This is a genomic window from Ruegeria sp. BHSC026, assembly GCF_059613065.1.
In genome coordinates, this window is sequence record NZ_JBXWRV010000004.1 from 145358 (window position 1) to 170577 (window position 25220).

A 25220-nucleotide genomic window follows, 5' to 3' on the forward strand; every position below is an offset into this window, starting at 1 on the left:
CGCACGTGAAATCTGCGCACAAGACGGTGAGTTGGACAGTCCGTTTTCTGGTGCGTTTCGACCAGTCCGCTCCTATTTGTCGGGGAAATCTGCGGAATTCAGGCAAGCCTTGAACAGGGTGGGCCAATACATGAACGCACTGACGAAACTGTCAACGATCTGCATGACCGCCGCGTTGGTGGCATCGGGCGCCGCCATTTCATGGGCGCAATCCAACGAGACCGAGGCGCATCTGGCGATCGAGAACCCGGCGGAGCTGAGCAAAGAGGACGCGCAGCAGCATTATCGCGCCCTGAAGAAACAGATGGATCGCGGATATGCCACCGCGCATCTGGATCAACTGATGAACTATCAGTACTGGCCGCTGTTCAACGACGCACCGTACCTGTCGGCCACGCATGGGCAGCGCTACGTCAACAGCTATGCCAACCGGATGGCCCACAATTATGGCACGTTGCAACCGGGGGAAGATTTGCCCGTGGGCTCGGTCCTGGCCAAGGACAGCATGACCGTCACGGATGAGGGCCGGGTGCATCCCGGCGCCCTGTTCGTGATGGAGAAACTGCCAGAAGGCACCAGCCCCGACACCGCCGACTGGCGCTATGTCATGGTGATGCCCGACGGGTCGCTGTTCGGCGACACGATGGGGGATCGCGCGGGGGCGGTTGCCTATTGCCATGTCTGCCACGAAGCGGTCGCTGACCGCGACTATACGTTCTTCGTGCCCAAGGATTACCGTGTGGGCAACTGAACGCGGGCCGCGTCGCCGGGCAGTTTCAGGGCGGCGGCCTCACGCCGGCTGAGCTGTTCACCCTGCTTGCGTTTCGACAGAACCTGACGCGCCAGGGCGTATTTGTCATCCTGCCAGAAGATCAAGCAGCCGTTGCAGCCCTTGCCGCAGCAGCCCTCGGTGCCCACGCGGTTGGTCTTGAACCGGCGCGCGGTGCCGTCTTGGCCAATCTTCGCCACCAGCTCGTCCCGGCGGCGGGCATAGGAGGCGGGATTGTCGCGCCCTGAGGTTTCCAACCCCTGCACCAGCTTGTCAAAGCGGATGCGACTCCAGTGCTCGTCGGTCAGGGCGCGTTCCTTGCGCAGGACCGAATATACGGGGAAGCGGGCGCGAAGGTCGTCGGGGTCTTCGTGATCGAACAGCGAAAACGGCAGACGGATCACGGTTTTCGTGCTGCCATGCACCACGTCCAGCTTGGCTCCGTCGCTGGCGCGTTCGAACTCGTAGACGCGCAGCAGGACCGTCTCGCGCGATATGGGCGAGACGAAATCCAGCACGTCGCCGGGTTCGAGCTTGTTCTTCACCTCGACCAGGAACGCATCCTCGGTCACGTCGGTCACCAGCCCGGCATATTCCCATTGGGCGATGGTCGCGGTGTGCTCGTAATCATGCGCGTAATTGGTCAGCCGCCCCTCGTGAAAGGCCAGCGTATAGCCGCGGTTTCCCACGGTCTCCAACTCGCGCATGTAGGGTTTCGGGTCCCAGTTCTCGGGGTCGGCATAGTAATCGTCGATCGCCATGCGATAGGCGCGGGCGACGATGGCGGCATAATATTCCGACTTACCGCGCCCCTCGACCTTGAGGCTGTCGACACCGATCTTCAGGTATTCGTCCAGCTTGGGCATGATGCACAGATCGCGCGAGTTTAGGATGTACGAGCCGCGATCATCCTCTTCGATCGGCATCAGTTCGCCCGGGCGGCAGCCTTCTTCCAGCAGGAATTCGAACAGGTCGGCGTTTTCCTCGGTGATCCGCAGTTCCTGATGGGTGCCGTCCTTCAGGCGCAGCTTCAGCGCATAGTTCCAGCGGCAGGAATTGGCGCAGTTGCCCTGGTTGGCGCCGCGCTCGGCCATGAAGTTCGACAGCAGGCAGCGGCCCGAATAGGTCATGCACATGGCGCCGTGCACGAAGGCCTCGAGCCGGATGTCGGGGCATTTCTCGCGGATCTCGACCAGTTCGGGGTACGAGACCTCGCGCGCCAGCACCACCAGTTCCGCGCCCTGATCCTGCCAGAACTTCACCGACAGCCACGAACAGATATTGGCCTGGGTCGAGATATGCAGCGGCAGTTCCGGCGCGCGGTCGCGCACGTACTGGAACACGCCGGGGTCGGCGATGATCAACCCGTCGGGCCGCACCTTGCGCACGGTGTCGATGTATTCATCCAGCTTGGGGATGTCCTTGTTGTGCGAGAACAGGTTCAGCGTCAGATAGGCGCGGCGTCCATGCGCGTGGCAGAACGCGACCCCTTCGATCACCTCGTCCAGCGAAAACTCGGACTTGGTGCGCAGGGACATGTCGGGCGTGCCAAGATAGACCGCGTCCGCCCCGTACAGGATGGCCAGTTTCAGCTTGCGCAGATTGCCCGCAGGCATCAGCAATTCCGACTTGGTCCGTGTCATCGCAGCACCCGGTTCCGACTCGATGGCGCCTTCTAAGGTAAAACCACCGACTCCAGAAGGGCAAACCAGCCTTGCACGCAGGCTCTAACTGCGACGGAACCGCGCTGTTCCGATCCGTTCGACCAACTGGTTGCGCACCGGGTCGGGTTGGGCGTCGATGGCGCGCAGCACCTCGCGCAGTTCCGCCCGCAGACCGTGCATCTGGTCGATCAGCGACAGCACCATCGACAGGGCGTCGGGCTCCATCTCGTACTGGTCGTCCAGCTCGCAGGCCAGTTGCAGGCGCGCCATGTCCAGCCGCTCGTAGACCAGCCCCTGGTCGGACTGGCGCGGGATCACGATCCGGGCGGACAGGAAACGGGACAACCGCTCCGAGGTCAGGTTCTGGACGGCTTCGATCAGTTCGGCTTCGGTCAGAGAACGGGTCATGCCGGCATTCCTTTCCGCGGGTCATAGCTGTGCGAATTGCGCCAGTTCTGGATGAACTGCTTCAGTTCGTCGTCGATCTTGTCGGGCATCACCACGCTCAACTCGATCAGCTGGTCGCCGCGTTTGTCCGAGCCGCGTTTCCTGACGCCCTTGCCCCGAAGACGCAGGGTCTTGCCGCTACTGGTGCCCTCGGGCACGGTCACGTTCACCCGGCCGTCGATCGTGGGCGCGGGGACCTTGCCGCCCAGAACGGCCTCGTCGATGGTGATCGGCAGGGTGATGCGGATGTCGTCACCCTCGCGCTTGAATACCGGATGTTCGGCCACGCGGATCGTGACCAGCGCGTCACCCGGTGGCCCCTCGCCATAGCCCGGCGCGCCCTTGCCGCGCAGGCGGATGGTCTGGCCGTCTGTGATGCCGGCGGGGATCTTCACCTCGATTCGGTCGCCATTGGGCAGGGTCAGCTTTTGCATTGCGCCAAAGACGGCATCCAGGAAACTGATCTGCAGGCTGTAGTTCACGTTGTGACCAGGCGCATGAAACTCGCGCGCACGCCCACCGCTGAAGCCACCGTTGCCACGGTTGCCGAAGAATTGGGCAAAGATGTCGGACATGTCGTCGTCCTCGACCCCGCCGCCCGAGCGATAGGGGTTGCCCGCGGTTTCGGCATATTCGCGGTAGTATTGCTGCTGCGGGCGTTCCTGGCCCGAGGCGTCGATTTCGCCCCTGTCGAACTTGGCCCGGGTTTCGGGGTCCTTCAGCAGGTCATAGGCGGCTGCGGCGGCCTTGAATCTGGCCTCGGCATTGGCGTCGCCGGGCTTGAGGTCGGGGTGGCAGTCTTTGGCGATGCGCCGGTAGGCTTTTTTGATTTCGGCAGCACTGGCGTCTTTCGAGACGCCCAAAACCGAATATGGATCGTCGCTCATGTATCTCTCGTTTCTGATTGGTTTCGCCAGTGGATGTTGTTGGCAGTTAACCCTTCAGATTGTGTCGTGTCATGGAATTTCAACAGAGCCGAATACCGAGGAGATTGAATTCTCTCGAAAAATTCCGGCATCCTGATACTATCCGCATGTTTCGAACCGTTGCGGATGGAGTCAAACGCATGTCACGCAGAATCAAGTCGGCCCTGGCCCTGTTGGCGGGCAATGCCATCGGTCTGTTGCTGGCCAGCCTGTTGCTGACCGGCTTTTCGATCAAACCGGTATCGTTCATCGTGGTTGTGATCGTGTTCACCTTGGTTCAGGTCGTGGCCGAGCCATTGATCCTGAAGATCGGGGAAAAGAACGTGCCGGCGCTGAAGGGCGGAATCGCGCTGGTGGTCATCTTCGTGGGCCTGCTGGTCACCGATCTGGTCACTGAAGGGCTGACCGTGGGCGGCATCTCGAACCTGCTGGCGGCGACGCTGCTAGTGTGGCTGGGCGCCCTGATCGCCGGGGTTCTGCTACCGATTTACGTCTTCACCGAACTGCGCGAGCCCAAGAAATAGGGCCTAAGCCAGCGCAGTCAGGCTGTCGTTCAGAGCCTGCCACAGCTCATCCACCGGCTCGCACCCGATCGAAAGACGCACGAAGCCGGGATCGACCTGATCTCCCCAACGCGCGCGCCGCTCGGCCGAGCTGTGCACGCCACCAAAGGAGGTGGCCGGGCGCAGCAGCGGGCAGCCATTGATGAACCGTTCGGCCTGGTCCTCGGAGGCCAGCGTGATCGTTAGCAAAAAGCCGAACCGCGTGGTCTGTTTGCGGGCCAGATCGTGCGACGGGTCCGACGGAAGGCCGGGATAGCGGATCTGCTTGACCTTCGGGTGATCGGCCAACCGTTCGGCCAGAACCTGCGCCGAACTGCACATGCGATCGAAGCGGACGTCCAGCGTCTCCAGCCCGCGATGCAGCAGCCAGGCCTCATGCGGTCCGGGGATCGCGCCCGAGACGCGGCGCCATTCCTCGACCCGTTCCATGATCTGGGCGTCACGGCCGGCCACATGGCCCATCAGCAGATCGGAATGCCCGCCCGTCGCCTTGGTGTCCGAGGCGACGACAATGTCGATACCCAGGTCCAGCGGGCGTTGTCCCAGTGGAGTCAGCGTCGTATTGTCGGCGATGGTGATGCCACCCGCGGCGCGCACGTCTCTCGCCACCTGCGCCAGGTCGATCATGTCGAGCCCGGGGTTGGACGGGCTTTCGACGAAAACCACATCGAACCCTTCGAACCCGCCCTGCGCGAATGCGGTCGTGGGGCGCTCTTCGACCGACACGCCCAGCTTGGCGAGGAACCGGTCGGCCAGCAGGCGGGTGACGTAATACCCGTCCGACGGGATCAGGATGCGCGACCCCGCCCGCACGGTGGCGAACAGCGCGGCCGAAATCGCGCCCATGCCGGACGGAAAGATCAGGCAGGGTGCGTCTTCGAGATGCGCCAGCACGTGCTCGACCTGCGTCCAGGTCGGGTTGTCAACCCGGCCGTAGGTCGGGTGCCCGTCCGGCGCGCCGGGCAGGTGGAACATGCTGCTTTGGGTCAGCGGCAGGGCCACCGGCTCGCCCTTGCTCAGCGCGTTGCCGCGCAGATGCAGCATCTCACCGGTCTTGGGAGGGCGCGCCATCGCTCAGCGCCCCGGAATGTCGCTGCGCGGCGGGGCGGGTTCCCAGCGCTCGATGATGTCGACCGCCTCTTGCGCGGTTTCGACAAAGCGGAACAGGTCCAGATCCTGTTCGGAAATCGTGCCGGCATCGGCCAGGGCTGTCCAGTTGATCACCCGTTCCCAGAATTCGCGCCCGAACAGCAGGAAGGGCACGCGCTCCATCCGGCCGGTCTGGATCAGCGTCAGCGACTCGAACATCTCGTCCAAGGTGCCGAACCCGCCGGGGAAGATGGTGATTGCGCGGGCGCGCATCAGGAAATGCATCTTGCGGATGGCAAAATAGTGGAAGTTGAAACACAGATCCGGCGTGACGTACTGGTTCGGGGCCTGTTCGTGCGGCAGCACGATGTTCAGCCCGATCGAGCAGCCGCCAGCATCATGCGCGCCGCGGTTGCCGGCCTCCATCACGCCGGGGCCGCCGCCGGTGACGATCACGTTCTCGCGGCAGCCGCACAGCTTGGATTTCTCGGTCATCAGCCGTGCGAATTCGCGCGCCTCGTCATAATATTTCGAAAGTTCGGCCAGGGTCCTGGTCCGCGCGCCGTCTTTCTTGGACGGTTCTGGTATGCGCGCGCCGCCGAACATCACTATGGTCGACGTGATCTCGCGCTCGGAAATGTTCAACTCGGGCTTCAGCAACTCCAGTTGCAACCGCACGGGGCGCAGCTCGCTGCGCAGCAGGAATTCTTCATCGGCAAAGGCCAGCCGGTACGAGGGCGAGCGTGTCTGCGGGGTGTCCGGAACCTCGCTTGCGGTCGAGCGGTCGGTCTGGGCGTCGCGGAAGGGGCTGAGGCGTTGATCTTTCATTGCTGGGCGTTCCCTGCTTGCGTGTTTTCCAAACAGCTATAGGGTTCGCGGGCGGAGTGCCAGTCACGGAAAGATGAGAATGGATTGGAAACACGAGATTTCGGCAGCGGCCCATAGGATTGCCGGTCATGCGCAGGTGACGCCGGTCATGACCAGTGCTGGTCTGGGGCTGGGCTATCCCGTCGAGCTGAAGCTGGAGCACCTGCAGCACACCGGCAGTTTCAAGGCGCGCGGCGCCTTCAACACTTTGCTGAGCACGGATGTGCCCGCGGCCGGAGTGGTGGCGGCATCGGGCGGGAATCACGGTGCGGCTGCGGCCTATGCCGCGCGGGCGCTGGGCCATCCGGCCAAGATCTTCGTGCCCGAGATGGCCGGTCCGTCCAAGATCGCCCTGATCGAACGGATCGGGGCCGATCTGAGCGTCGTGCCGGGCGAATATGCTAATGCCCTGACGATGGCGCGTGAACACGAAGACCGAACGGGTGCGATGCAGATACATGCCTATGATGCGCCCGCAACGGTGGCCGGGCAGGGTACCTGTTTCGCCGAATGGGACAGCCAAGGCTTGCAGGCCGATACCATATTGGTGGCGGTGGGCGGCGGCGGGCTGATCGCGGGGGCGCTGGCTTGGTTTCAGGGCGCGCGCAAGGTCGTTGCGGTCGAGCCGGAAACGTCACGTGCTTTGAACGCCGCGTTGCAGGCCGGTGCGCCGGTGGATGTTCCGGTGTCGGGTATCGCTGCCAACGCGCTGGGCGCGCGGCGGATCGGCGACATCTGTTTTGGGCTGGCGAAGGGGATGACGTCGGTGCTGGTCAGCGACGATGCGATCGCCGAGGCGCAGCAGCGCCTGTGGCAGGCGCACCGTATTCTGGTCGAGCCGGCGGGCGCGACGGCACTCGCGGCTCTGACCTCGGGCGTTTACACGCCGGAACCCGGCGAGCGGGTCGCGGTTCTGGTCTGCGGGGGCAATATCGCACCTGACCCTCTCACCGCTTGAATTTGCGCCTTGAGGGCCGAGCCTTGGGATTATAGATAAAATCCCATGACCGCCACGATCGCAGATTCCATCTATGACAGGCTCAGCCAGCGCATCATCACGGGCGAGCTGCCCGCGGGCGAGAAACTGCGGCAGGACCATATCGCGCGGGCGTTCGACACCAGCCATGTCCCGGTGCGCGAGGCGCTGTTGCGGCTTCAGGCGCATGGTCTGGCCCACAGCGAACCACGGCGCGGCATGCGTGTCACCGCGCTGGACCCGGCCGAGGTGCGCGAGGTGATCGAGATGCGCGTGGCCCTGGAATCGCTGGCCCTGCAACATGCGATCCAGAATTTGACACCGGCGGATCTCAAGGCGGCCGACAAGGCCCGCATCGCCTGCGACGAGGCGCAGGACATGCCAACATGGGAAACCCGGAACCGCGCCTTCCACCGGGCGATCCTGACACCCTGTGCGCGGCCGCGCCTGCTGCATACGATCGACGATCTGCACATCGCCAGCGCCCGCCATCTGTTCGCCCATTGGCGTCACCGCTGGGTCCAGCGGAAAGACACCGACCACGCCGCCATCGTGCAGGCGATGAAGCGCCGCGATACCGCCACGGCCACAGCGATTCTGGTGCGCCATATCCGCCGCGCCAGCTGAGACCGGCGGGTTTTGGCACCGGGTGGCCGCAAATGGCCCCGCCAACGTCGCATTGCGCATTGGCCCCGGCTTTCATATAGGCAAGACCAACCAAACGAGAGTCAGCACGGAGTAACCCCATGTCCAACGCCCAACTGGAAACCGCCATCGAGGCCGCATGGGAGGCCCGCGACACGATCACGCCCGCCACCACCGGTGAACAGCGCGAAGCGATCGAGGACACTTTGAACGCGCTGGACAGCGGCACGCTGCGTGTCGCCGAGAAGCAGGCCGATGGCAGCTGGCATGTGAACCAGTGGGCCAAGAAGGCGGTCCTGCTGGGCTTTCGCATCAAGGACATGGAAATCCAGTCCGGAGGCCCGCAAGGTGGCGGCTGGTGGGACAAGGTCGACAGCAAGTTCGCCGGCTGGGGTGAAAACCAGTGGCGCGCGGCCGGTTTCCGCGCTGTGCCCAACTGCGTGGTGCGCAAGTCGGCCTATATCGCGCCGGGCGTGGTACTGATGCCGTCTTTCGTGAACCTCGGCGCCTATGTGGACGAAGGCACCATGGTCGACACTTGGGCCACGGTCGGTTCCTGCGCGCAGATCGGCAAGAACGTCCACCTGTCCGGTGGCGTCGGCATTGGCGGCGTTCTGGAGCCCATGCAGGCCGGCCCGACTATCATCGAGGACAACTGCTTCATCGGCGCCCGCTCCGAGGTGGTCGAGGGCTGTATCATCCGCGAAGGCTCGGTTCTGGGCATGGGCGTCTATATCGGCCAGTCCACCAAGATCGTGGATCGCGAGACCGGCGAGGTGTTCTATGGCGAGGTGCCGCCTTATTCGGTGGTGGTGTCCGGCTCGATGCCGTCGAAGAACGGGATCAACCTGTACTGCGCGGTGATCGTAAAGCGGGTCGATGAGAAGACCCGTTCGAAGACCGGGATCAACGAGCTGCTGCGCGATTGATCGTAGACGTCGATCAATGTTCCGAAGGTCGCGGCTCTGGTCCGCGGCCTTTTTTGTTCGGCAGGGTCGGACCTATCCCGCCCGGTAGTCGGCGAGATCCTCGGGCGCGTGCAGCAGGGTGCCTTCGTATTTCGGCAAATCATCGCGCAGATCCAGCCAGGGCAGCTTGCTTTGATAATTGACGTGAAAGGTTGGCGCAAAGTCTGAAGGGTCTTCCAGCGAGGTCGCGTACAGATGCATCCCGCCCTCATAGTGGTCGGCCTCGAACCCCATCGGAGAGCCACACGTGGCGCAGAAATGACGCTGGACGCCGTTCGAACTGGCGAAAGTACGCGGTGTTGCGGCGGTCCATCGGAAATTGCGTGAGGGTACGCCCAACCACGCGACCACGGGCGCGGCGCAATTGCGGCGGCAATCATCACAATGGCAATAGCAACTCCAGGTCTCGGCGCCCTCAAATTCCCAGCGTGTTTCACCGCACAGGCAGCGGCCGCGTTTGGTCATGATGTCCTCCGTCGTTTTTCGCGACCAGTCTGACTGGACGGTGGGCTTGAGCGCGTCAAAAAACGACACGGCATCCGGGAACCGCGTCGAGCTGCCATGCTTGACCATCGACCGGCCCCCAGCTAAGGCCCACGGCATGGAAAAGCAAAAGAAACCCTCGCGCCAGCAGGTCTATACTCTGTTGGTTCAGATTGGTCGCAAGGATGGCGACGGCCTGCCCGAAGGCGCCACCGGCGCGGCGCTCATGTGCTATGCCAGCGGCGTGGACGAGGCCGAGGCCGTGCGCGAAACCGTGGCCATTCTCAAGCAGGCCGATACGGCCCCGCTGGACGTCACCGGCTATGGGACCCTGGCCGAGCGCGAGGCGCAGGGGCACGAGATCGACCCGGACGAACGCGCGTTGATGCAGAGGGCGCTGGATGAAAACGCGGTGATCGTGGCGCAGATGACACCGTTTTTCGGTGACAAGCCCGAAGGCAGCTAGCGCCGCGCGCCGAACCACTTGCTATAGATCTGGTCGTAGGTGCCGTTCTCGCGCAACGTGAGCAGCACCCGGTTGACGTCTTCGTCCAGCGGTGACCCGGTCGGGAACAGGATGCCGTAGTTCTCGCGCAGGAAGACGCCGCCGGTCATTGCCGCAATCTTGCGCCCCTCGTGGGTAGCAAAATAGGACAGGATCGGCGCGTCAAACACAACAGCATTCAGGTCCCCATCCCTGAACGCGGTCAACATGCCGTCGAGGTCATCATAGCCGACGAATTCGATCTCGCGCCGGTTCAGGAAACTGGCGGCGGTCGAGCCCGAGATCGTGCCGACCTGTTTGCCGTACAGGTCGTTGACCGAGTTGATGTTGCTGGTGATCGCGTCCACCGTCATCACCGAGGTGATCCGCGCGGTGAACACGGATACGATGAACAGCGAGGACACGACCAGCACCACACCCAGAATGCGTCCGAAGGGGGTGCGGGGCATGCGCTCTTCGAACCCGCCATTGACCACCAGGTTCAGCGCCCACCAGAAGGACGGGAACCAGGCCTCGTTCAGGTCGCGGTCGAAATAGGGTTGGGATCGGCGTTCGAATCCCCACATCAGCATGCCGCCACCCAGCAGGATGGCAAAGGCCAGCCCGATGGCTATGAACAGCTCGCGCGACAGCAGCGCCTGCATCAGGGACGGGCTGCGCGCCGCGTCGGAGGGCACCATGATCTGCAGACCGGCCTCGAAGATCGGCTGGCTAAAATCCATTCGGGCTTCGCGGTCGGCGGTGATCGAGATGTTGGCGATGGCCATGTCCGCCTCGCCGTTTTCGACCGCCGACAGCATGTCGCCGAACGTGTCCATGCGGACGACCGTATATTCCCAGCCCAGCTCCTCGGCCAGTGCGGCCAGCAGATCCATTGAAAACCCGGTATCCACGCCCTCGACTTCATACGAGAACGGTGAGCGGTCCACCGTCGCGACCGTCAGAGTTTCGGCCTGGCTGGCTTGTGCAAGGGCTGCCATGGTCAGGCAGATCAATGCGAAAAGGGCGCGCGTCATGGGGTATTCACCTGTTTCGCGGCCCTCTAGCTCAATTTGGCGTGCTGCGGCAAGGCCGTCGCAAGGTCATCACCTCAGAATTCTTTGTCCCGCATTTTCGGGCCGGATCGCCGGAAAACCGTAGATCGGGGTTGGCATCGCCGCCAATTCGTTGAATCTGTGCGGTATCCCGTCCCACGCCGAAACCGCGAGGCCCCCGAATGACCGACCCCGTAGACCTGACCGCAGACCTGATCCGTTGCCCCTCGGTCACACCCGAGGAAGGCGGGGCGCTGGTTCTGCTGGAAGAAATCCTGTCGCGGGCCGGTTTCACCTGCACGCGGGTGGATCGCGGCGGCGTCTGCAACCTGTTCGCCCGGTGGGGCGACAAGGGGCATGCGCGCAGTTTCGGGTTCAACGGGCATACCGATGTGGTGCCGGTGGGCGATGAGGCCGCATGGACCTGCCCGCCGTTCGGCGCGGAAATCCATGATGGCATTCTGTACGGCCGGGGCGCGACCGACATGAAATCGGGGGTTGCGGCTTTTGTTGCGGCGGCGGTGGATTTCGTGCGCGACACTCCGCCGGACGGGGCAATCATCCTGACCATCACGGGGGATGAGGAAGGCGATGCGGTGGACGGCACCACCGCGCTGCTGGACTACATGCAGGCGCAGGACGAGCGGATGTCAGTCTGTCTTGTGGGCGAGCCGACCTGCCCCAACGAGATGGGCGAGATGATGAAGATCGGCCGCCGCGGGTCGATGACCGCTTGGTTCGAGGTGACGGGCGTGCAGGGCCATTCGGCCTATCCGCATCGTGCCAGAAACCCGGTGCCCGCTCTGGCGCGGCTGATGGACCGGCTGGCCAGTCACGAACTGGATCGGGGGACGGACCATTTCGACGCCTCGACTCTTGCTGTGGTCACGATGGACACCGGCAACGAGGCCACCAACGTCATTCCGGCCCAGTGCCGTGGCGCGGTGAACATCCGGTTCAACGACCTGCATACAGGCGTCAGCCTCAGCAACTGGCTGAAGGCGCAGGCAGCCAACGTGGCGGCGGAGTTCGGCGTGCAGATCGACACGCGGATCAAGGTCTCGGGCGAAAGCTTTCTGACGCCTCCGGGGCCGCTGTCGGATCTTGTGGCCCGGGCCGTCGAGGCCGAGACCGGCCGCTGGCCCGAGCTGTCCACGACCGGCGGCACCTCGGACGCGCGGTTCATCAAGGATCACTGCCCCGTGGTCGAGTTCGGCCTGGTCGGTCGCACCATGCACCAAGTGGACGAATCCGTCCCGGTCGAGCAGGTCCGCCAGCTCAAGGCGATCTATTCCCGGATCCTGGCCGACTATTTCGCCTGAGCGATTGATGCGCCCGGCCGCTTTTTGGTCATGACGCGGTCGTATAGGCATGCTAGGCGGACATCATGAAACGCATACCGACCAAGCAGGAGATCCTCGACTGGATCTCGGCGAACCCCACGCTCACTTCGAAACGCGACATTGCCAAGGCCTTTGGCATCAAGGGCGCGGACCGGATCGACCTGAAACGGATCCTCAAGGAGCTTGAGGCCGAGGGCCATCTGGAAAAGCGCAAGCGCAGCTATCGCGACCCGGACCGCTTGCCGCCGGTCAGCGTGTTGCAGGTCAAGGCGCCGAACGCCGATGGCGACCTGTTCGCGCGACCGCTGGAATGGCATGGAGAAGGGGTCGAGCCGATCGTGCTGATCATATCCCGCGCCAGCGACCCGGCGCTGGGCGAAGGTGACCGCATCCTTGCCCGCCTGACTCAGGTGCATGCAGAAGACCACAATTACGAGGCCCGCCTGATCCGCCGCATCGGCGCCAATCCGCGCCGGGTCGTCGGGATTTTCCGCAAGGGCGCCGAGGGCGGGCGGATCGTGCCGATCGACAAGGCCGGATCGACCGAATGGCTGGTGGCCGAAGGTGCGGCGCTGGGCGCCAAGGACGGCGAATTGGTCGAGGCCGAGCAGGCCGGGCCGAAAAACCGTATGGGGCTGCCGCGCGCGCGCATCGTGGAACGGCTGGGCGATCCGTCCGCGCCCAAGGCGGTGTCGCTGATCGCGATCCACCAGCACGGCATCCCGGACGATTTTCCCGATGACGTGATCGCCGAGGCCGACCTGGCCAAGCCCGTCGGGCTGAAAGGGCGCGAGGATCTGCGGGACATCCCTCTGGTGACCATCGACCCGTCGGACGCGCGCGACCGTGACGACGCCTGCCATGCCCATCCTGACGACGACCCGAAAAACCCGGGCGGCCACGTGATCTGGGTCGCCATTGCCGATGTGGCCGCCTATGTGCGCCCAGGCAGTGCGCTGAACCGCGAGGCGCGAAAGCGGGGCAACTCGACCTATTTCCCCGACCGCGTCGTGCCGATGCTGCCGGATCGTCTGTCGGGTGATCTGTGTTCGCTGCACGAAGGCGTGCCGCGCGCCTGTATCGCAGTGCGGATGCGGATCGATGCAAACGGCAACAAGATCGACCACCGCTTTGTGCGCGGGCTGATGCGCTCGGGCGCGTCCCTGAACTATGCCGAGGTGCAGGCGGCCATCGACGGCACCCCCAATGACCGCACCGGCCCGCTACTGGAGAGCGTTCTGAAACCGCTCTATGCCGCGTATGGCGCGCTGAAGACGGCCCGCAACGAACGTCAGCCGCTGGACCTGGACCTGCCGGAACGCAAGATCGTGCTGAACGACAAGGGCGGGGTCGAAAGCGTGGCCTTCCGCGAGCGGCTAGACGCGCACCGGCTGATCGAGGAATTCATGATTCTGGCCAACGTGTCCGCGGCCGAGACGCTGATCGCCAAGCGCAGCCCGCTTCTGTTCCGGGTGCACGAGGAGCCGGCGCCTGAAAAGCTGGAAAGCCTGCGCGAAACGGCACAGGCCGCTGGGCTGAATCTGGCCAAGGGGCAGGTGTTGCAGACCCGTCACCTGAACGCGCTGCTGAATGCCGCCGCCGGCACCGAGGATGCCGAGTTGATCAATCTCAGCACATTGCGGTCGATGGCGCAGGCCTATTACAGCCCCGAAAACTTTGGCCATTTCGGGCTGGCGCTGCGTAACTACGCGCATTTTACCTCGCCCATCCGCCGCTATGCCGACCTGATCGTGCACCGGGCGCTGATCTCGGCCCATGGCTGGGGCAAGGACGGTCTGACCGCCGACGAGATCGAACGTCTGGAGGAGATCGCCACCCATATCTCGGACACCGAGCGCCGCTCGATGATGGCCGAGCGCGACACGACTGACCGCTATCTGGCGGCCTATCTGAGCGAGCGCGTCGGCAACGAGTTCACCGGCCGCATCAGCGGCATCGCCCGGTTCGGGGCCTTCGTCAAACTGGATGAAACCGGGGCCGACGGGCTGGTGCCGGTGCGGTCGCTGGGGCGCGAGTTCTTCCATTTCGACGCTGAGGCCGGCACCCTGATGGGAGCCGATACCGGCCTGACCATCGCCATCGGTCAGCGTGTCACCGTGCGCCTGACCGAGGCCACGCCGGTGACCGGCGGGCTGGAACTGGAGCTGCTGTCCATCGACGATCAGCCGATGCCACGTGGGGGCGGCCGTGGAAAGCCGGGTCGTCCGACGCGGCGCAAGGCGGTCAGCATCAAGCGCAAGAAGGACAAGATCAAGCGCAAGGTCGAGCGCAAACGCCGTCAGCGGTGATGGTGCGCAGCGCCTTGCAAAGGAACGCTTTGTGAATTTCCGGATTCGGGTTACCCTGAGCGCGAGCAGTCATCAGGAAAACCTGAATCATGAAATATGTGTGTGGCTTTTTGGCCGCCGCAGTTTGGGTATCCAGCTTGCAGGCGGAGACGACCAACCTTTCCCTTGGGCCAGCAGACGCCAGGGTTCAACTGGCCTCGGCCGATCTGACCGCGTCGCTCAGGCCGGTGCCAAGGCCCGCGCACGGCGCGCATCGTGTGGCGGCGGTAAATCCCCGGTTCGAGGTCTGGCTTGGCGCGTTCCAACGCCGGGCCTTGGCGCGGGGGATCAGCCAGGCCACGTTGAACCGCGCGCTGAGCGGCGTGACCCAAGACCCTGACATAATCAGACGCGACCGAAACCAAGCCGAATTTTCCAAGCCGATCTGGGAGTATCTGGACACGGCCGTCTCGGACCAGCGCATCGCCAACGGGCGCAAGGCGCTGGAACGGCATCGCCGGGTTCTCGACCGGATCGAGGCGCGATACGGGGTCGAGAAAGAGGTTGTCGTGGCCGTCTGGGGGCTTGAGACGTCCTTCGGCAGCTTCCGGGGCAGCTCGCCCACGATCCGATCGCTGGCGACCTTGGCTTTTGACGGGCGGCGGGCGGAGTTCTTTGAAACCCAGCTGCTGGCCGCACTGCAAATCCTGCAGGCGGGCGACGTGCGCCCCGAGGCGATGACCGGCAGTTGGGCCGGGGCCATGGGGCACACGCAGTTCATGCCGACCTCATATCTGGAACACGCGGTGGATTTCGACGGTGACGGCCGGCGCGACATCTGGTCGGACGATCCTACAGATGCGCTGGCCTCGACTGCGGCCTATCTTGCGCGCTTCGGCTGGACCAAGGGCCAACCCTGGGGCATCGAGGTACGCCTGCCGGCGGGGTTCGACTATGCCCAGGCCAGCCGCGAAATCACCCGGTTGCCCTCGGACTGGGCGGCGTTGGGTGTTCGGGCGGCGGATGGGCGGGCGATTGCCGATCATGGACCGGCTTCGATCCTGCTGCCGGCGGGCAGCAATGGCGTGGCCCTGATGATCTTTGACAATTTCAGCGTGATCGAGCGCTACAATGGCGCCGATGCCTATGTCATCGGCATTGGCCACCTGTCGGACCGGCTGGCCGGGCAAGGCCCGTTCCGCGCCAACTGGCCGCGCGACGACCGGGTGCTGAGCTTTGCCGAACGCAAGGAACTGCAACTGCGCCTGACCCTTGCCGGGTTCGACACGCAGGCCATCGACGGACGGATCGGTCCGAACACCATCAATGCGCTGCGGGCCTATCAGGTGGCACGCGGCCTGGTGCCCGATGGCTATGCCACCGTGCAATTGCTGGAACGGATGCGCTGAACGAAAAAGGGCGGCCGCGTCGGGCCGCCCGTTTGCGATGTTTCCGTGAAATCAGGAGGCCGCTTTCATCAGGCCCTGGGCGATGATCTCGGCCTGCGCCTCGTCCAGCGACTTGTAGATGCGCACGAACATCTCGTCGATATCGGCCGGGGTCAGAATCAGCGGCGGCGAAATGATCATCCGGTCGCCCACATGGCGCATGATCAGGTTGTTGGCAAAGCAGCGATCGCGGCAGATGTACCCGACCGTGCCCGGATCGGAGGCGAACTTGGCCCGGCTGGCCTTGTCCGGCGTCAGCGCGATCGAGGCCATCATGCCCACGATCTTGGCCTCGCCCACCAGCGGGTGTTCGACCAGCGCCTCCCATTTCTGTTTCAGATAGGGGGCGGCGACATCGCGCACATGCTCGACGATCTTCTCTTCTTCCAGAATGCGCAGGTTTTCCAGCGCGACGGCCGCCGCAACGGGGTGGCCCGAATAGGTATAGCCGTGGTTGAACTCGGTCCCGCCGATCACTTCGGCGATCTCGTCATTGACGATCGAGCCACCGATGGGCGCATAGCCCGAGCTAAGCCCCTTGGCGATGGTCATGATGTGCGGGCGGATGTTCATGGTCTGCGAGCCGAACCAGTTTCCGGTGCGGCCAAAGCCGCAGATCACCTCGTCGGCGATCAGCAGGATCTCGTACTTGTCGCAGATGCGCTGGATTTCCGGCCAGTAGGTGTCGGGCGCGACGATCACGCCGCCCGCGCCCTGGACTGGCTCGGCGATGAAGGCGGCGACGCGGTCTTCGCCCAGTTCCAGGATCGCCTCTTCCAGCTCGCGCGCGCGGGCCAGACCGAACTCTTCGGGCGTCATGTCGCCGCCCTCGGCCCACCAGTTGGGCTGGTTGATGTGGTGGACGTTCGGGATCGGGATGCCGCCCTGCGCGTGCATGCCGGCCATGCCGCCCAGCGAGGCCGACCCCACACTCGACCCGTGATAGGCGTTGTGGCGGCTGATGATGATGTTCTTGTTCGGATGGCCCTTTTCCGCCCAATAGGTGCGAACCAGACGGATGTTGGTGTCATTGGCCTCGGACCCGCCGGCGGCGAAGAAGACATGATTCAGGTCGCCTGGCGCCAGCTCGGCCAGTTTGGCCGCCAGCGCGATGGCCGGGACATGGGTCGTTTTGAAGAAGGTGTTGTAGTAGGGCAGTTCGCGCATCTGGCGTGCCGCCACCTCTGCCAGCTCGTCGCGGCCATAGCCGACGTTCACGCACCACAGACCGGCCATGGCGTCCAGAATTTCTTCGCCCTCGCTGTCGGTCAGATAGACGCCCTTGGCACGGGTGATGACGCGGGCGCCTTCCTTGCCCAGGGCATTGTTGGCCGAAAACGGGTGAAGGTGATGCGCCGCGTCCAGCGCCTGCAACTCGGCGGTCGGCATGTGGTTGGTGATGATCGGCATCGGGAGGTTCTCCTGCAACAGCGGTTGGCGGCCAGAATATGATCAAATTTTTTCCTGTCAATCGACTTGGGCGCTCTCAGTCGTCCGCCAATGCCTCGGCCATCAGCTCCATGCCCTGTTCGATGTCTTGCGTCGTTGCTTTTGCGACCTTTTCCGCGTCACCCGCCCGTAACGCGCCGATGATATCCTTGTGCCGATCCGGCAGGCTTTGGGTGCCGAACCGCCCGCAGACGACGCGCAACGAAGGACCGAATCGCAGCCACAGACGTTCGGCCAGGTCCTTGAGGATCGGGGCGTTCGCGTGGTCATACAGCTTTTCGTGGAAGGCGTGGTTCAGACGCAGGTAGCCGCTGACATCACCATCCGCGATCATGCGATCCAGACGCCGGTCGATTTGCTCCAGCTGGTCGATGTCCGCCGTGGTCATTCTGCTGGCCGCGCGACGGGAAAGTTCTGATTCCACGGCGTTTCTGGCAAAAATCATCTGTTCGACATCCGCCGCCGTCAGAAGTGGCACGCTGACCCGGCGGTTGCCCTGAAAGATCAGCGCGCCATCCGAGATCAGGCGGCGGATCGCTTCGCGCACCGGGGTCATGCCGACCCCCAGTGATTCGGTCAGGCCCTGGATCGTGACCGGCTGGCCGGGTACCAGTTCGCCGAACAGGATCTGTGACCGCAACGTCCGATACACCTGTTCATGCGCCGGCGCCTTCTGCGCTCCGTCATCGACCCCGGATGCCTTATTTTTGATCAAATCCAAGTGTTTCACCTCGATCCCGATGGTCCTGACTTGTCAGGTTTGCTGCCGCGTGAAACCATACGACGGATCGACGGAAAACGCAAAACTTGATCAAATCTAAAAAAACGGGATGATACCCCTACACTTGCAGGGAGAAGAAAATGAAAATCAGAACGCTGACGATGACGGCGATCGCCGCCTTGGGGACGTCGGCCGCATTCGCGGAAGAGGTGCGCGTCTACAACTGGTCGGATTACATCGACGAAGAATTGCTGACCAAGTTCGAGGAAGAAACGGGCCTGACCCTGATCTATGACGTGTTCGACAGCAACGAGGTTCTGGAAACCAAGATGCTGGCCGGCGGGTCGGGCTATGACGTGGTGGTGCCTTCGGGCACGTTCCTGCAACGGCAGATCCAGGCCGGTGCGTTCCAGAAGCTGGACAAATCCAAGCTGCCGAACCTGGCCAACTTGTGGGACGTGATCGAGGAGCGCACGGCGCAGTATGACCCGGGCAACGAATACGCCATCAACTATATGTGGGGCACCACCGGAATCGGGGTGAACGTGGGCAAGGTTCAGGAAGCGCTGGGTGAGGACGCCCCCATCGACAGCTGGGACCTGGTGTTCAATCCGGCGAACATGGAAAAGCTGGCCAGTTGCGGTGTGCATTTCCTCGACGCGCCCGCCGAGATGATCCCGGCCGCGCTGAAATATATCGGTGAAGACCCCGACAGCCAGGATCCGGACGTGATCGCCAAGGCAGAGGGCGTTTTCATGGCGGTGCGTCCCCACATCCAGAAGTTCCACAGCAGCGAATACATCAACGCGCTGGCCAATGGCGACATCTGCGTGGCCGTGGGCTGGTCGGGCGACGTTCTGCAGGCCCGCGACCGGGCGGACGAGGCCGACAACGGCGTGACAATCGCCTATCACGCGCCCAAGGAAGGCGCGCAGATGTGGTTCGACCAGATGGCGATTCCGGTGGATGCGCCCAACCCGGACGGTGCGCACAAGTTCCTGAACTTCATCATGGACGCCCAGAACATGGCGGCTGCCACGAACTATGTCTACTACGCCAACGGCAACAAGGCCTCGCAGGAGTTCATCCTGCCCGAGATCCTGGAAGACCCGGCGATCTATCCGCCCGCCGACGCGTTGGAGAACCTGTTCACCACCCGGCCCTATCCGGCCAAGGTGCAGCGGGTCGTGACCCGTCTGTGGACCAAGATCAAGTCGGGCACCTGATCAGGTGCTCGGGCGCAAGGCGGCGACTGCCCGCCTTGCGCATTCCCAGTTCCGGCTGACTTACGGGGGTCCCTTTGAACTCTACCGTCTTTGCGCCGTGGGACGACCCACAGGCGAAACCCTTGATCCAGTTCAAGAACGTCACCAAGCGATTTGGGGGATTCACGGCCATCGACAACCTGTCGCTGGATATCTTCGAACGTGAATTCTTTGCCCTGCTTGGTCCGTCGGGCTGCGGCAAGACCACGATGATGCGGATGTTGGCCGGGTTCGAGCAGCCCTCGGAAGGAACCATCCTGCTGAGCGGTCAGGACATCGCGCCGGTCCCGCCCAACAAACGGGCGGTGAACATGATGTTCCAGTCCTACGCGTTGTTTCCGCATCTGAACGTGTGGGACAACATCGCCTTTGGCCTGCGCCGGGACAACATGCCCAAGCATGATCTGGAAGACCGGGTCGAGGAAATGCTGCGCCTGACCCGGCTTGAAAAATTCGCCCGCCGCAAGCCACATCAGATCTCCGGCGGGCAGCGGCAGCGCGTGGCGCTGGCCCGGTCGCTGGCCAAGGCGCCCAAACTGCTGTTGCTGGACGAACCGCTTGGCGCGCTGGACAAAAAGCTGCGCCAGGACACCCAGTTCGAGCTGATGGACATTCAGGAAAAGACCGGCACCACCTTCGTGATCGTGACCCACGACCAGGAAGAGGCGATGACGGTCGCCAGCCGCGTTGCGGTGATGGATCAGGGCAAGCTGATGCAGGTCGCCACGCCAGACCGCATTTATGAAAACCCCAATTCCGTTTACGTCGCCGATTTCATCGGGGACGTTAACATCATCCAGGGCCGGGCCACCTCGATCGGCGAGGACACCTATCGCGTCGACTGGGCCGAGGGCCAGCCGCCGCTGACCGCGACGTCGGCCAACCGGTTTGCCGACGGTCAAACCTGCCACCTGGCCATCCGGCCGGAAAAGGTGACCATCTCGGCCGAGCGCCCCGCCGATGCCGTCAACGCCGTGCAGGGCAAGGTGCATGACATCGCCTATCTGGGCAATCTGTCCACCTATTACGTCGAACTGTCCAACGGCATCATCATCAAGGCGCAGACGGCCAATACCCGCCGCATCTCGCGCCGGTCCTTCACATGGGAAGACCCTGTCTGGCTGTCTTGGACGGCCACGGCGGCGGTTCTGCTGGCAGACTGATGCGCCGCGCGGTCCTGATCGCCATTCCCTATGTTTGGCTGCTGGCCCTGTTTCTGGTGCCGTTCTTCATCGTGTTGAAGATCTCGCTGTCGGACATCGCGCTTGCGATCCCGCCCTACACCCCGACCCTTGATCTGTCGCAGGGCTGGGCCGGGATCAAGGAATTCTTCAGCCAGTTGGATTTTGAAAACTTCGTCTGGCTAACAGAGGATGACCTGTACTGGAAAGCCTACCTGTCCAGCGTCAAGATCGCGCTGATCGCGACCGCGCTGACCCTGCTGGTGGGCTATCCGATCGCCTATGGCATGGCCCGAGCGCCCGAAGAATGGCGCCCGACGCTGATGATGCTGGTGATCCTGCCGTTCTGGACCTCGTTCCTGATCCGCGTCTATGCATGGATGGGGATCCTGTCGAACGAAGGCTACCTGAACCAGTTCCTGCTGTGGACGGGCATCATCTCGACCCCGCTGACCATCCTCAACACGCAGACGGCCGTCTATATCGGCATCGTCTACACCTATCTGCCTTTCATGATCCTGCCGATCTATGCCGCGCTCGATCGGTTGGACGGCTCGCTGATCGAGGCGGCCGAGGATCTGGGCTGTTCGCGTACGCAGGCCTTCTGGCTGGTGACCATCCCACTGTCGCGCCCGGGCATCATCGCGGGATGTTTCCTGGTGATGATTCCGGTGATCGGTGAATTCGTGATCCCGTCGCTGCTGGGCGGGTCGGGCACGCTGATGATCGGCAAGGTCTTGTGGGAGGAGTTCTTCTCGAACCGCGACTGGCCGGTGGCCAGCGCTGTGGCGGTGATCCTGCTGCTGATCCTGGTGATCCCGATCGTACTGTTCCAGCGCAACCAGCAGAAACAGGCGGAGGCCGAGCAATGAACAGGCTGAGCTGGTTCAACACGGTCTCGCTGACGCTGGGCTTTGCGTTTCTGTACATCCCGATGGTGATCCTGATCATCTTCAGCTTCAATGAAAGCAAGCTGGTCACGGTCTGGGCTGGGTTCTCGACCAAATGGTACGGCGAGCTTATGCAGAACCAGGCGTTTCTGGATGCGGCCTGGGTCACCGTTCGCGTTGCCGTGTTCTCTTCGACGCTGGCGACCATTCTGGGCACCATGGCCGCCTATGTCATGGTGCGGGGCGGGCGGTTCTTTGGCCGCACGCTGTTTTCCGGGATGATCTACGCGCCGCTGGTGATGCCCGAGGTGATCACCGGCCTGTCGCTGCTGTTGCTGTTCATCGGCATCGGGCTGGACCGGGGCATCCTGACCATCGTACTGGCGCATACGACCTTTTCGATGTGCTACGTTTCGGTCGTGGTGTCCTCGCGGCTGGTGACGTTCGATCAGTCGCTGGAAGAGGCGGCGCTGGATCTGGGCTGCTCGCCGGCGCAGGCCTTCAGGTTGGTGACGCTGCCGATCATCGCGCCGGCGGTGATCTCGGGCTGGTTGCTGGCCTTCACCCTGTCGCTGGATGACCTGGTGATTGCGTCCTTCACGTCTGGACCCTCGGCCACGACCCTTCCGATCAAGATCTTCTCGGCCGTGCGTTTGGGGGTCAGCCCCGAAATCAACGCGCTGTCGACCATCATGATCGCCGTTGTCACCGTCGGCGTGATCACCGCTTCGCTGGTGTCGAAACGCGCGATGCTCCGGCAGCGGCAAGAGGAACAAGCCGCCGCGCGCACCGAATGAAACGGATCTTTTCTGCCTACACCTATGGCCCCGGCCCGCGCGCGGCGTGCTGGTGGGATGAAACCGTGCCGGCCCCCGACTGGCCGGTACATGAAGGTGATCTATCGGTAGACGTTGCGATCGTCGGCGGCGGGTTCACTGGCATGTCGGCGGCGCTGCATCTGGCGCAGCAGGGCGTTTCGGTCGCCGTGTTCGAGGCGGAAACGCCGGGCTGGGGCGCCTCGGGGCGCAACGGCGGGTTTTGCTGCAAGGGCGGGTCGAAACTGGGCCATGCCGCCATGATGCGCAGATACGGCCCCGCAGCGGCCGAGGCCTATGCGCAAGCCGAGGCAAATGCGGTAGCGCTGGTTGCCCAACTGTTGTCGGCGCACGGGATTCAGGCGGATGTGCATTCGCAGGGCGAGACCCGGCTGGCCCACACGCCGCGGGCGATGGAGGCGCTGCGGCGCGATGCCGGGCCAGACGGTATTTTGCACGAGACCCGTGACCTGCCGAGTCTTGGGCTGGGTGGGCGCTTTTTCGGCGGATACACTGACCCGGTCGGGTTTGCACTGAACCCGCGCAAATACCTGTTTGGTCTTGCCATGGCCGCCCAGGCGCAGGGTGCGCGCCTGTTTCAGCGCAGCCCGGTGCAGGATGTCCGGCGCGCAGGATCCGGGTTCGCACTTGCGCTGCCGCGAGGCTCCGTGCGGTCCGAAACCGTTCTGATCTGTACCAACGGCTATTCCAGCGAAGACATGCCCGACTGGTTGTCGGGCCGCTACATGCCGGCACAGTCGACGGTCATGGTCACGCGCCCGCTGTCCGAGGCCGAGTTGCAGGCGCAGGGCTGGACGTCGCGCCAGATGGCCTATGATACACGCAACCTGCTGCATTATTTCCGACTGATGCCGGACAATCGGTTCCTGTTCGGAATGCGCGGTGGTCTGATGTCCTCGCCCCGGGCCGAGCGCGCGATCCGGCGCAAGGTGGTGCGGGATTTCGCCCGCATGTTTCCGTCCTGGGCCGGGGTTGAGGCAACGCATCTGTGGTCGGGAATGGTATGTCTTGCCCGCGATCTGGTGCCGTTTGTCGGGCCGGTCGCCGATCGGCCTGGCATGTTCGCGGGGCTGGCCTATCACGGCAACGGTGTTGCGATGGGCACGTTTTGCGGCCGAGCCTTGGCGCAGTTGGTTCTGGGGCAGGATGCGAACATCCCCGACCCCATCGCGCGCCCGCCGGGGCGGTTTCCGCTGGGTCGATGGCGGCGCTTGTTGATGCCGCCGGCTTATGCCGTCATGGCATTGGCGGATCTTTGATCCGGTCTAACGGGCGTCCGCCAGCCCCGCAAGTTCCAGCGATAATCCGTTCTCATAGGCCGGGGCGCCGTTTTCGACACGCCACAGGCAATAGGCCGCCATTCGCCAAGCGTACCAGGGTTTGAGTTCACGGTATCGTTCCGCGGTTTCCGGGCAGCCATAGACCTGCAGGAACCGGATTTCCTGATCGTGGGTCAGCGGGCGGCCGCGGTAAATCTGCTGCATCGCAGGTGACAGAAACAGGGCCAGATCCTCGCACCGATCCCCGACCGCAGGGCATTGCCAATCGATCAGCATCGCCCCCGAGGGCGAGGTCAAGATGTTGCCGGCTACCGGGTCGCCATGGATCAGGCAAATCCGAATTGTTGGCGGAACGCTTGTTTCTGGCATCAGCCCCTGCAGTGTCTTTCGGCGCTTATCGTGGCAGCGGCTCAGAATCTCCGAGCCATGGCGAGCAAGATCGGCACTGCCGTTTCGACCGGCAGGCGCGGCAACACGCGGATTCATGTCATGCAGGCGTCGTAGTAACCGGGCGACAGATTCGACACCCCTCTGCCAAGGGGCGCCCGGCGCATGGTCATACAATACCCAACCGTCCTTTCCGAAATGTCCCGAAGCACGCAGCCGAGGCGCCATACCCGTTTCTGACAGCGCCCGCAGGCAGGCCGCTTCAAGCCGTGCATCATTGCGGAACAACGGATTGGTCTGGGTCGTGTCATACAGCTTGAGGACCTTGTCCCGACCACGGTCCATGATTTTCCACACCCGGTTGGTTCGCCCGCCATACAGCTTTTGAAAGCTGGCCCCATGGACAATCAGGCCACCTTGGAAAAGGTGCTCGACAAGGCCTGATGGTGGCAAGAGAAGCTGGGACAGGGTGGCACCCTTCGACTGAGAATCCGGATGCGCCCAGCATTGGCCTGCGCATTGGTCAAGTTCAAGCGCTCGCGCGCACCGCCGCGACCTCGGTCGCCGAAAGTGACGCGCCGCTGTCCAGCATCAGCACGATTCCCCCTTTATCCAACTGCGCCTCAACGACGCGGCTGAAGGCCGCAGCCGGCTTCTGGGACAGCAGATTGTCCCCCTTGTAGCTTTCCAGACTGGCGGTATACGCCCCTTCGGCAACCGGCGCGCCCGTGATGTCCAGACTGGGCCAGACGAATTGCCGGTCTGTTGCGGGAACGTCCAGCCGGGTGACCACGTCACCATTGATGTCGCGTATGACAAGCACGGCCTTGTCGGCGTTGGGGTCGGGGTCAGCAAAGACCGTTCGCGGTTGTCCGTCAAATTGAAATGCGGCGGGCGCCCGCACCTCAACCCCGACCCATCCAGACAGTTCATCGAGATTCGCGCCGTTCAGTGCCGCGGCCAGCCCGGTCAGCAACTTGTTGGTCTGGACCTGCTGTTCGACCATCGAAAACTGCGCCAGCTGGGCGGCATATTCGGAGGAATCCAGCGGCTCGAGCGGATCCTGATTCCGCGCCTGTGTGGTCAGCATCAGCAAGAAGGTTTCGAAATCGGATGCCAAACCCGAACTCTGCGATTGGGTTGTGGCTTGTCCCTGAGCTGTGGTCTGCGTCGCAGGGTTGGTGGCGTTGATCATG

Annotated in this window: 25 protein-coding genes; 14 read left to right on the forward strand and 11 right to left on the reverse strand. The window is 63.4% G+C overall.

From position 1 onward, the window contains the following. Nucleotides 1–130: 130 nt before the first annotated feature. Entirely contained in the window at nt 131–751 is a 621-nt protein-coding gene (locus AC2FME_RS06970) for a cytochrome P460 family protein (protein ID WP_496800019.1), read from the forward strand. Here the strand turns inward: AC2FME_RS06970 and AC2FME_RS06975 are convergent. From AC2FME_RS06975 to AC2FME_RS06985, 3 genes are all read right to left on the reverse strand, one after another. After that, the gene (locus AC2FME_RS06975) at nt 733–2412 is read right to left on the reverse strand and encodes a U32 family peptidase (RefSeq protein ID WP_496800020.1); all 1680 of its coding nucleotides are present in this window, start codon (nt 2410–2412) and stop codon (nt 733–735) included. The genes AC2FME_RS06970 and AC2FME_RS06975 overlap by 19 nt on opposite strands. Before the next feature lie 84 nt (nt 2413–2496). Continuing rightward, nucleotides 2497–2841, reverse strand: coding sequence for a hypothetical protein (locus tag AC2FME_RS06980; RefSeq protein WP_496688594.1), 345 nt, complete (start codon nt 2839–2841; stop codon nt 2497–2499). Continuing rightward, nucleotides 2838–3767, reverse strand: a complete 930-nt coding sequence (locus AC2FME_RS06985) for a DnaJ C-terminal domain-containing protein (RefSeq protein ID WP_496710791.1) — start codon at nt 3765–3767, stop codon at nt 2838–2840. Before AC2FME_RS06985 ends, AC2FME_RS06980 begins: the two co-directional genes overlap by 4 nt. 179 nt (nt 3768–3946) lie before the next feature. Between AC2FME_RS06985 and AC2FME_RS06990 the strand changes: the two genes are divergently transcribed. Next, a complete protein-coding gene (locus AC2FME_RS06990) occupies nt 3947–4330 on the forward strand; it encodes a hypothetical protein (RefSeq protein WP_496688597.1) in 384 nt (127 codons plus the stop codon). A 3-nt stretch (nt 4331–4333) separates the two neighbouring features. Here the strand turns inward: AC2FME_RS06990 and AC2FME_RS06995 are convergent, their stop codons facing one another. Further along, nucleotides 4334–5440, reverse strand: a complete 1107-nt coding sequence (locus tag AC2FME_RS06995) for a cystathionine gamma-lyase (protein ID WP_496800021.1) — start codon at nt 5438–5440, stop codon at nt 4334–4336. Nucleotides 5441–5443: 3 nt separating this feature from the next. Beyond that, nucleotides 5444–6286 (reverse strand): LOG family protein, encoded by an 843-nt coding sequence (locus AC2FME_RS07000; RefSeq protein WP_496680717.1) that lies wholly within the window; start codon nt 6284–6286, stop codon nt 5444–5446. Nucleotides 6287–6365: 79 nt separating this feature from the next. Between AC2FME_RS07000 and AC2FME_RS07005 the strand changes: the two genes are divergently transcribed. From AC2FME_RS07005 to dapD, 3 genes are all read left to right on the forward strand, one after another. Next, the gene (locus AC2FME_RS07005; protein ID WP_496688600.1) at nt 6366–7283 is read left to right on the forward strand and encodes a threonine/serine dehydratase; all 918 of its coding nucleotides are present in this window, start codon (nt 6366–6368) and stop codon (nt 7281–7283) included. A gap of 45 nt (nt 7284–7328) precedes the next feature. After that, entirely contained in the window at nt 7329–7928 is a 600-nt protein-coding gene (locus AC2FME_RS07010) for a GntR family transcriptional regulator (protein WP_093964210.1), read from the forward strand. Between the two features lie 119 nt (nt 7929–8047). Then, nucleotides 8048–8875, forward strand: coding sequence for a 2,3,4,5-tetrahydropyridine-2,6-dicarboxylate N-succinyltransferase (dapD, locus tag AC2FME_RS07015; RefSeq protein WP_005980357.1), 828 nt, complete (start codon nt 8048–8050; stop codon nt 8873–8875). A 72-nt stretch (nt 8876–8947) separates the two neighbouring features. On the opposite strand, the gene AC2FME_RS07020 is transcribed toward dapD, so the two are convergent. Continuing rightward, the gene (locus AC2FME_RS07020) at nt 8948–9379 is read right to left on the reverse strand and encodes a GFA family protein (RefSeq protein WP_496710787.1); all 432 of its coding nucleotides are present in this window, start codon (nt 9377–9379) and stop codon (nt 8948–8950) included. Nucleotides 9380–9515: 136 nt separating this feature from the next. On the opposite strand from AC2FME_RS07020, the gene AC2FME_RS07025 reads away from it, so the two are divergent. Further along, on the forward strand, nt 9516–9863 hold the full coding sequence (locus tag AC2FME_RS07025; RefSeq protein WP_496680729.1) for a DUF8846 family protein: 348 nt from the start codon (nt 9516–9518) through the stop codon (nt 9861–9863). Here the strand turns inward: AC2FME_RS07025 and AC2FME_RS07030 are convergent. Continuing rightward, the gene (locus AC2FME_RS07030; protein ID WP_496680731.1) at nt 9860–10918 is read right to left on the reverse strand and encodes a transporter substrate-binding domain-containing protein; all 1059 of its coding nucleotides are present in this window, start codon (nt 10916–10918) and stop codon (nt 9860–9862) included. The two genes, AC2FME_RS07025 and AC2FME_RS07030, sit on opposite strands and share 4 nt — an antisense overlap. 200 nt (nt 10919–11118) lie before the next feature. Between AC2FME_RS07030 and dapE the strand changes: the two genes are divergently transcribed. The 3 genes from dapE (at nt 11119) to AC2FME_RS07045 (ending at nt 15976) form a co-directional block, all read left to right on the forward strand. Beyond that, nucleotides 11119–12258, forward strand: coding sequence for a succinyl-diaminopimelate desuccinylase (dapE, locus tag AC2FME_RS07035; RefSeq protein WP_496800022.1), 1140 nt, complete (start codon nt 11119–11121; stop codon nt 12256–12258). A 65-nt stretch (nt 12259–12323) separates the two neighbouring features. After that, nucleotides 12324–14588: a ribonuclease R gene (gene rnr, locus AC2FME_RS07040; RefSeq protein WP_496800023.1), complete on the forward strand. Its 2265-nt coding sequence runs from the start codon at nt 12324–12326 to the stop codon at nt 14586–14588. An 89-nt stretch (nt 14589–14677) separates the two neighbouring features. Further along, nucleotides 14678–15976 (forward strand): lytic murein transglycosylase, encoded by a 1299-nt coding sequence (locus AC2FME_RS07045; protein ID WP_496800024.1) that lies wholly within the window; start codon nt 14678–14680, stop codon nt 15974–15976. 51 nt (nt 15977–16027) lie between these two features. Here the strand turns inward: AC2FME_RS07045 and AC2FME_RS07050 are convergent, their stop codons facing one another. Both AC2FME_RS07050 and AC2FME_RS07055 read right to left on the reverse strand, forming a co-directional pair. After that, nucleotides 16028–17425 carry an aspartate aminotransferase family protein gene (locus tag AC2FME_RS07050; protein WP_496800025.1) on the reverse strand — a complete coding sequence of 466 codons (1398 nt, stop codon included), beginning with the start codon at nt 17423–17425 and terminating at the stop codon, nt 16028–16030. A gap of 76 nt (nt 17426–17501) precedes the next feature. Then, entirely contained in the window at nt 17502–18185 is a 684-nt protein-coding gene (locus AC2FME_RS07055) for a GntR family transcriptional regulator (RefSeq protein ID WP_496680743.1), read from the reverse strand. Between the two features lie 140 nt (nt 18186–18325). On the opposite strand from AC2FME_RS07055, the gene AC2FME_RS07060 reads away from it, so the two are divergent. The 5 genes from AC2FME_RS07060 to AC2FME_RS07080 all read left to right on the forward strand — a co-directional run bounded on the left by AC2FME_RS07060 (nt 18326) and on the right by AC2FME_RS07080 (nt 23616). Then, entirely contained in the window at nt 18326–19411 is a 1086-nt protein-coding gene (locus AC2FME_RS07060) for a polyamine ABC transporter substrate-binding protein (protein ID WP_496742423.1), read from the forward strand. A gap of 74 nt (nt 19412–19485) precedes the next feature. Continuing rightward, nucleotides 19486–20613, forward strand: coding sequence for an ABC transporter ATP-binding protein (locus tag AC2FME_RS07065; protein ID WP_496680747.1), 1128 nt, complete (start codon nt 19486–19488; stop codon nt 20611–20613). Further along, entirely contained in the window at nt 20613–21503 is an 891-nt protein-coding gene (locus AC2FME_RS07070) for an ABC transporter permease subunit (protein WP_005980379.1), read from the forward strand. The genes AC2FME_RS07065 and AC2FME_RS07070 overlap by 1 nt, the downstream gene beginning before the upstream one ends. Beyond that, a complete protein-coding gene (locus AC2FME_RS07075; RefSeq protein ID WP_496680750.1) occupies nt 21500–22318 on the forward strand; it encodes an ABC transporter permease in 819 nt (272 codons plus the stop codon). Before AC2FME_RS07070 ends, AC2FME_RS07075 begins: the two co-directional genes overlap by 4 nt. Then, nucleotides 22315–23616 carry an NAD(P)/FAD-dependent oxidoreductase gene (locus AC2FME_RS07080; RefSeq protein ID WP_496800026.1) on the forward strand — a complete coding sequence of 434 codons (1302 nt, stop codon included), beginning with the start codon at nt 22315–22317 and terminating at the stop codon, nt 23614–23616. Before AC2FME_RS07075 ends, AC2FME_RS07080 begins: the two co-directional genes overlap by 4 nt. Before the next feature lie 6 nt (nt 23617–23622). Here AC2FME_RS07080 and AC2FME_RS07085 read toward each other — a convergent pair whose 3' ends face one another. Further along, on the reverse strand, nt 23623–24477 hold the full coding sequence (locus AC2FME_RS07085; RefSeq protein WP_496800027.1) for a phosphotransferase family protein: 855 nt from the start codon (nt 24475–24477) through the stop codon (nt 23623–23625). Nucleotides 24478–24553: 76 nt separating this feature from the next. Continuing rightward, complete coding sequence (locus tag AC2FME_RS07090; protein WP_496800028.1) at nt 24554–25219, reverse strand: flagellar hook capping FlgD N-terminal domain-containing protein; 666 nt, start codon at nt 25217–25219, stop codon at nt 24554–24556. Nucleotide 25220: the final 1 nt, after the last annotated feature.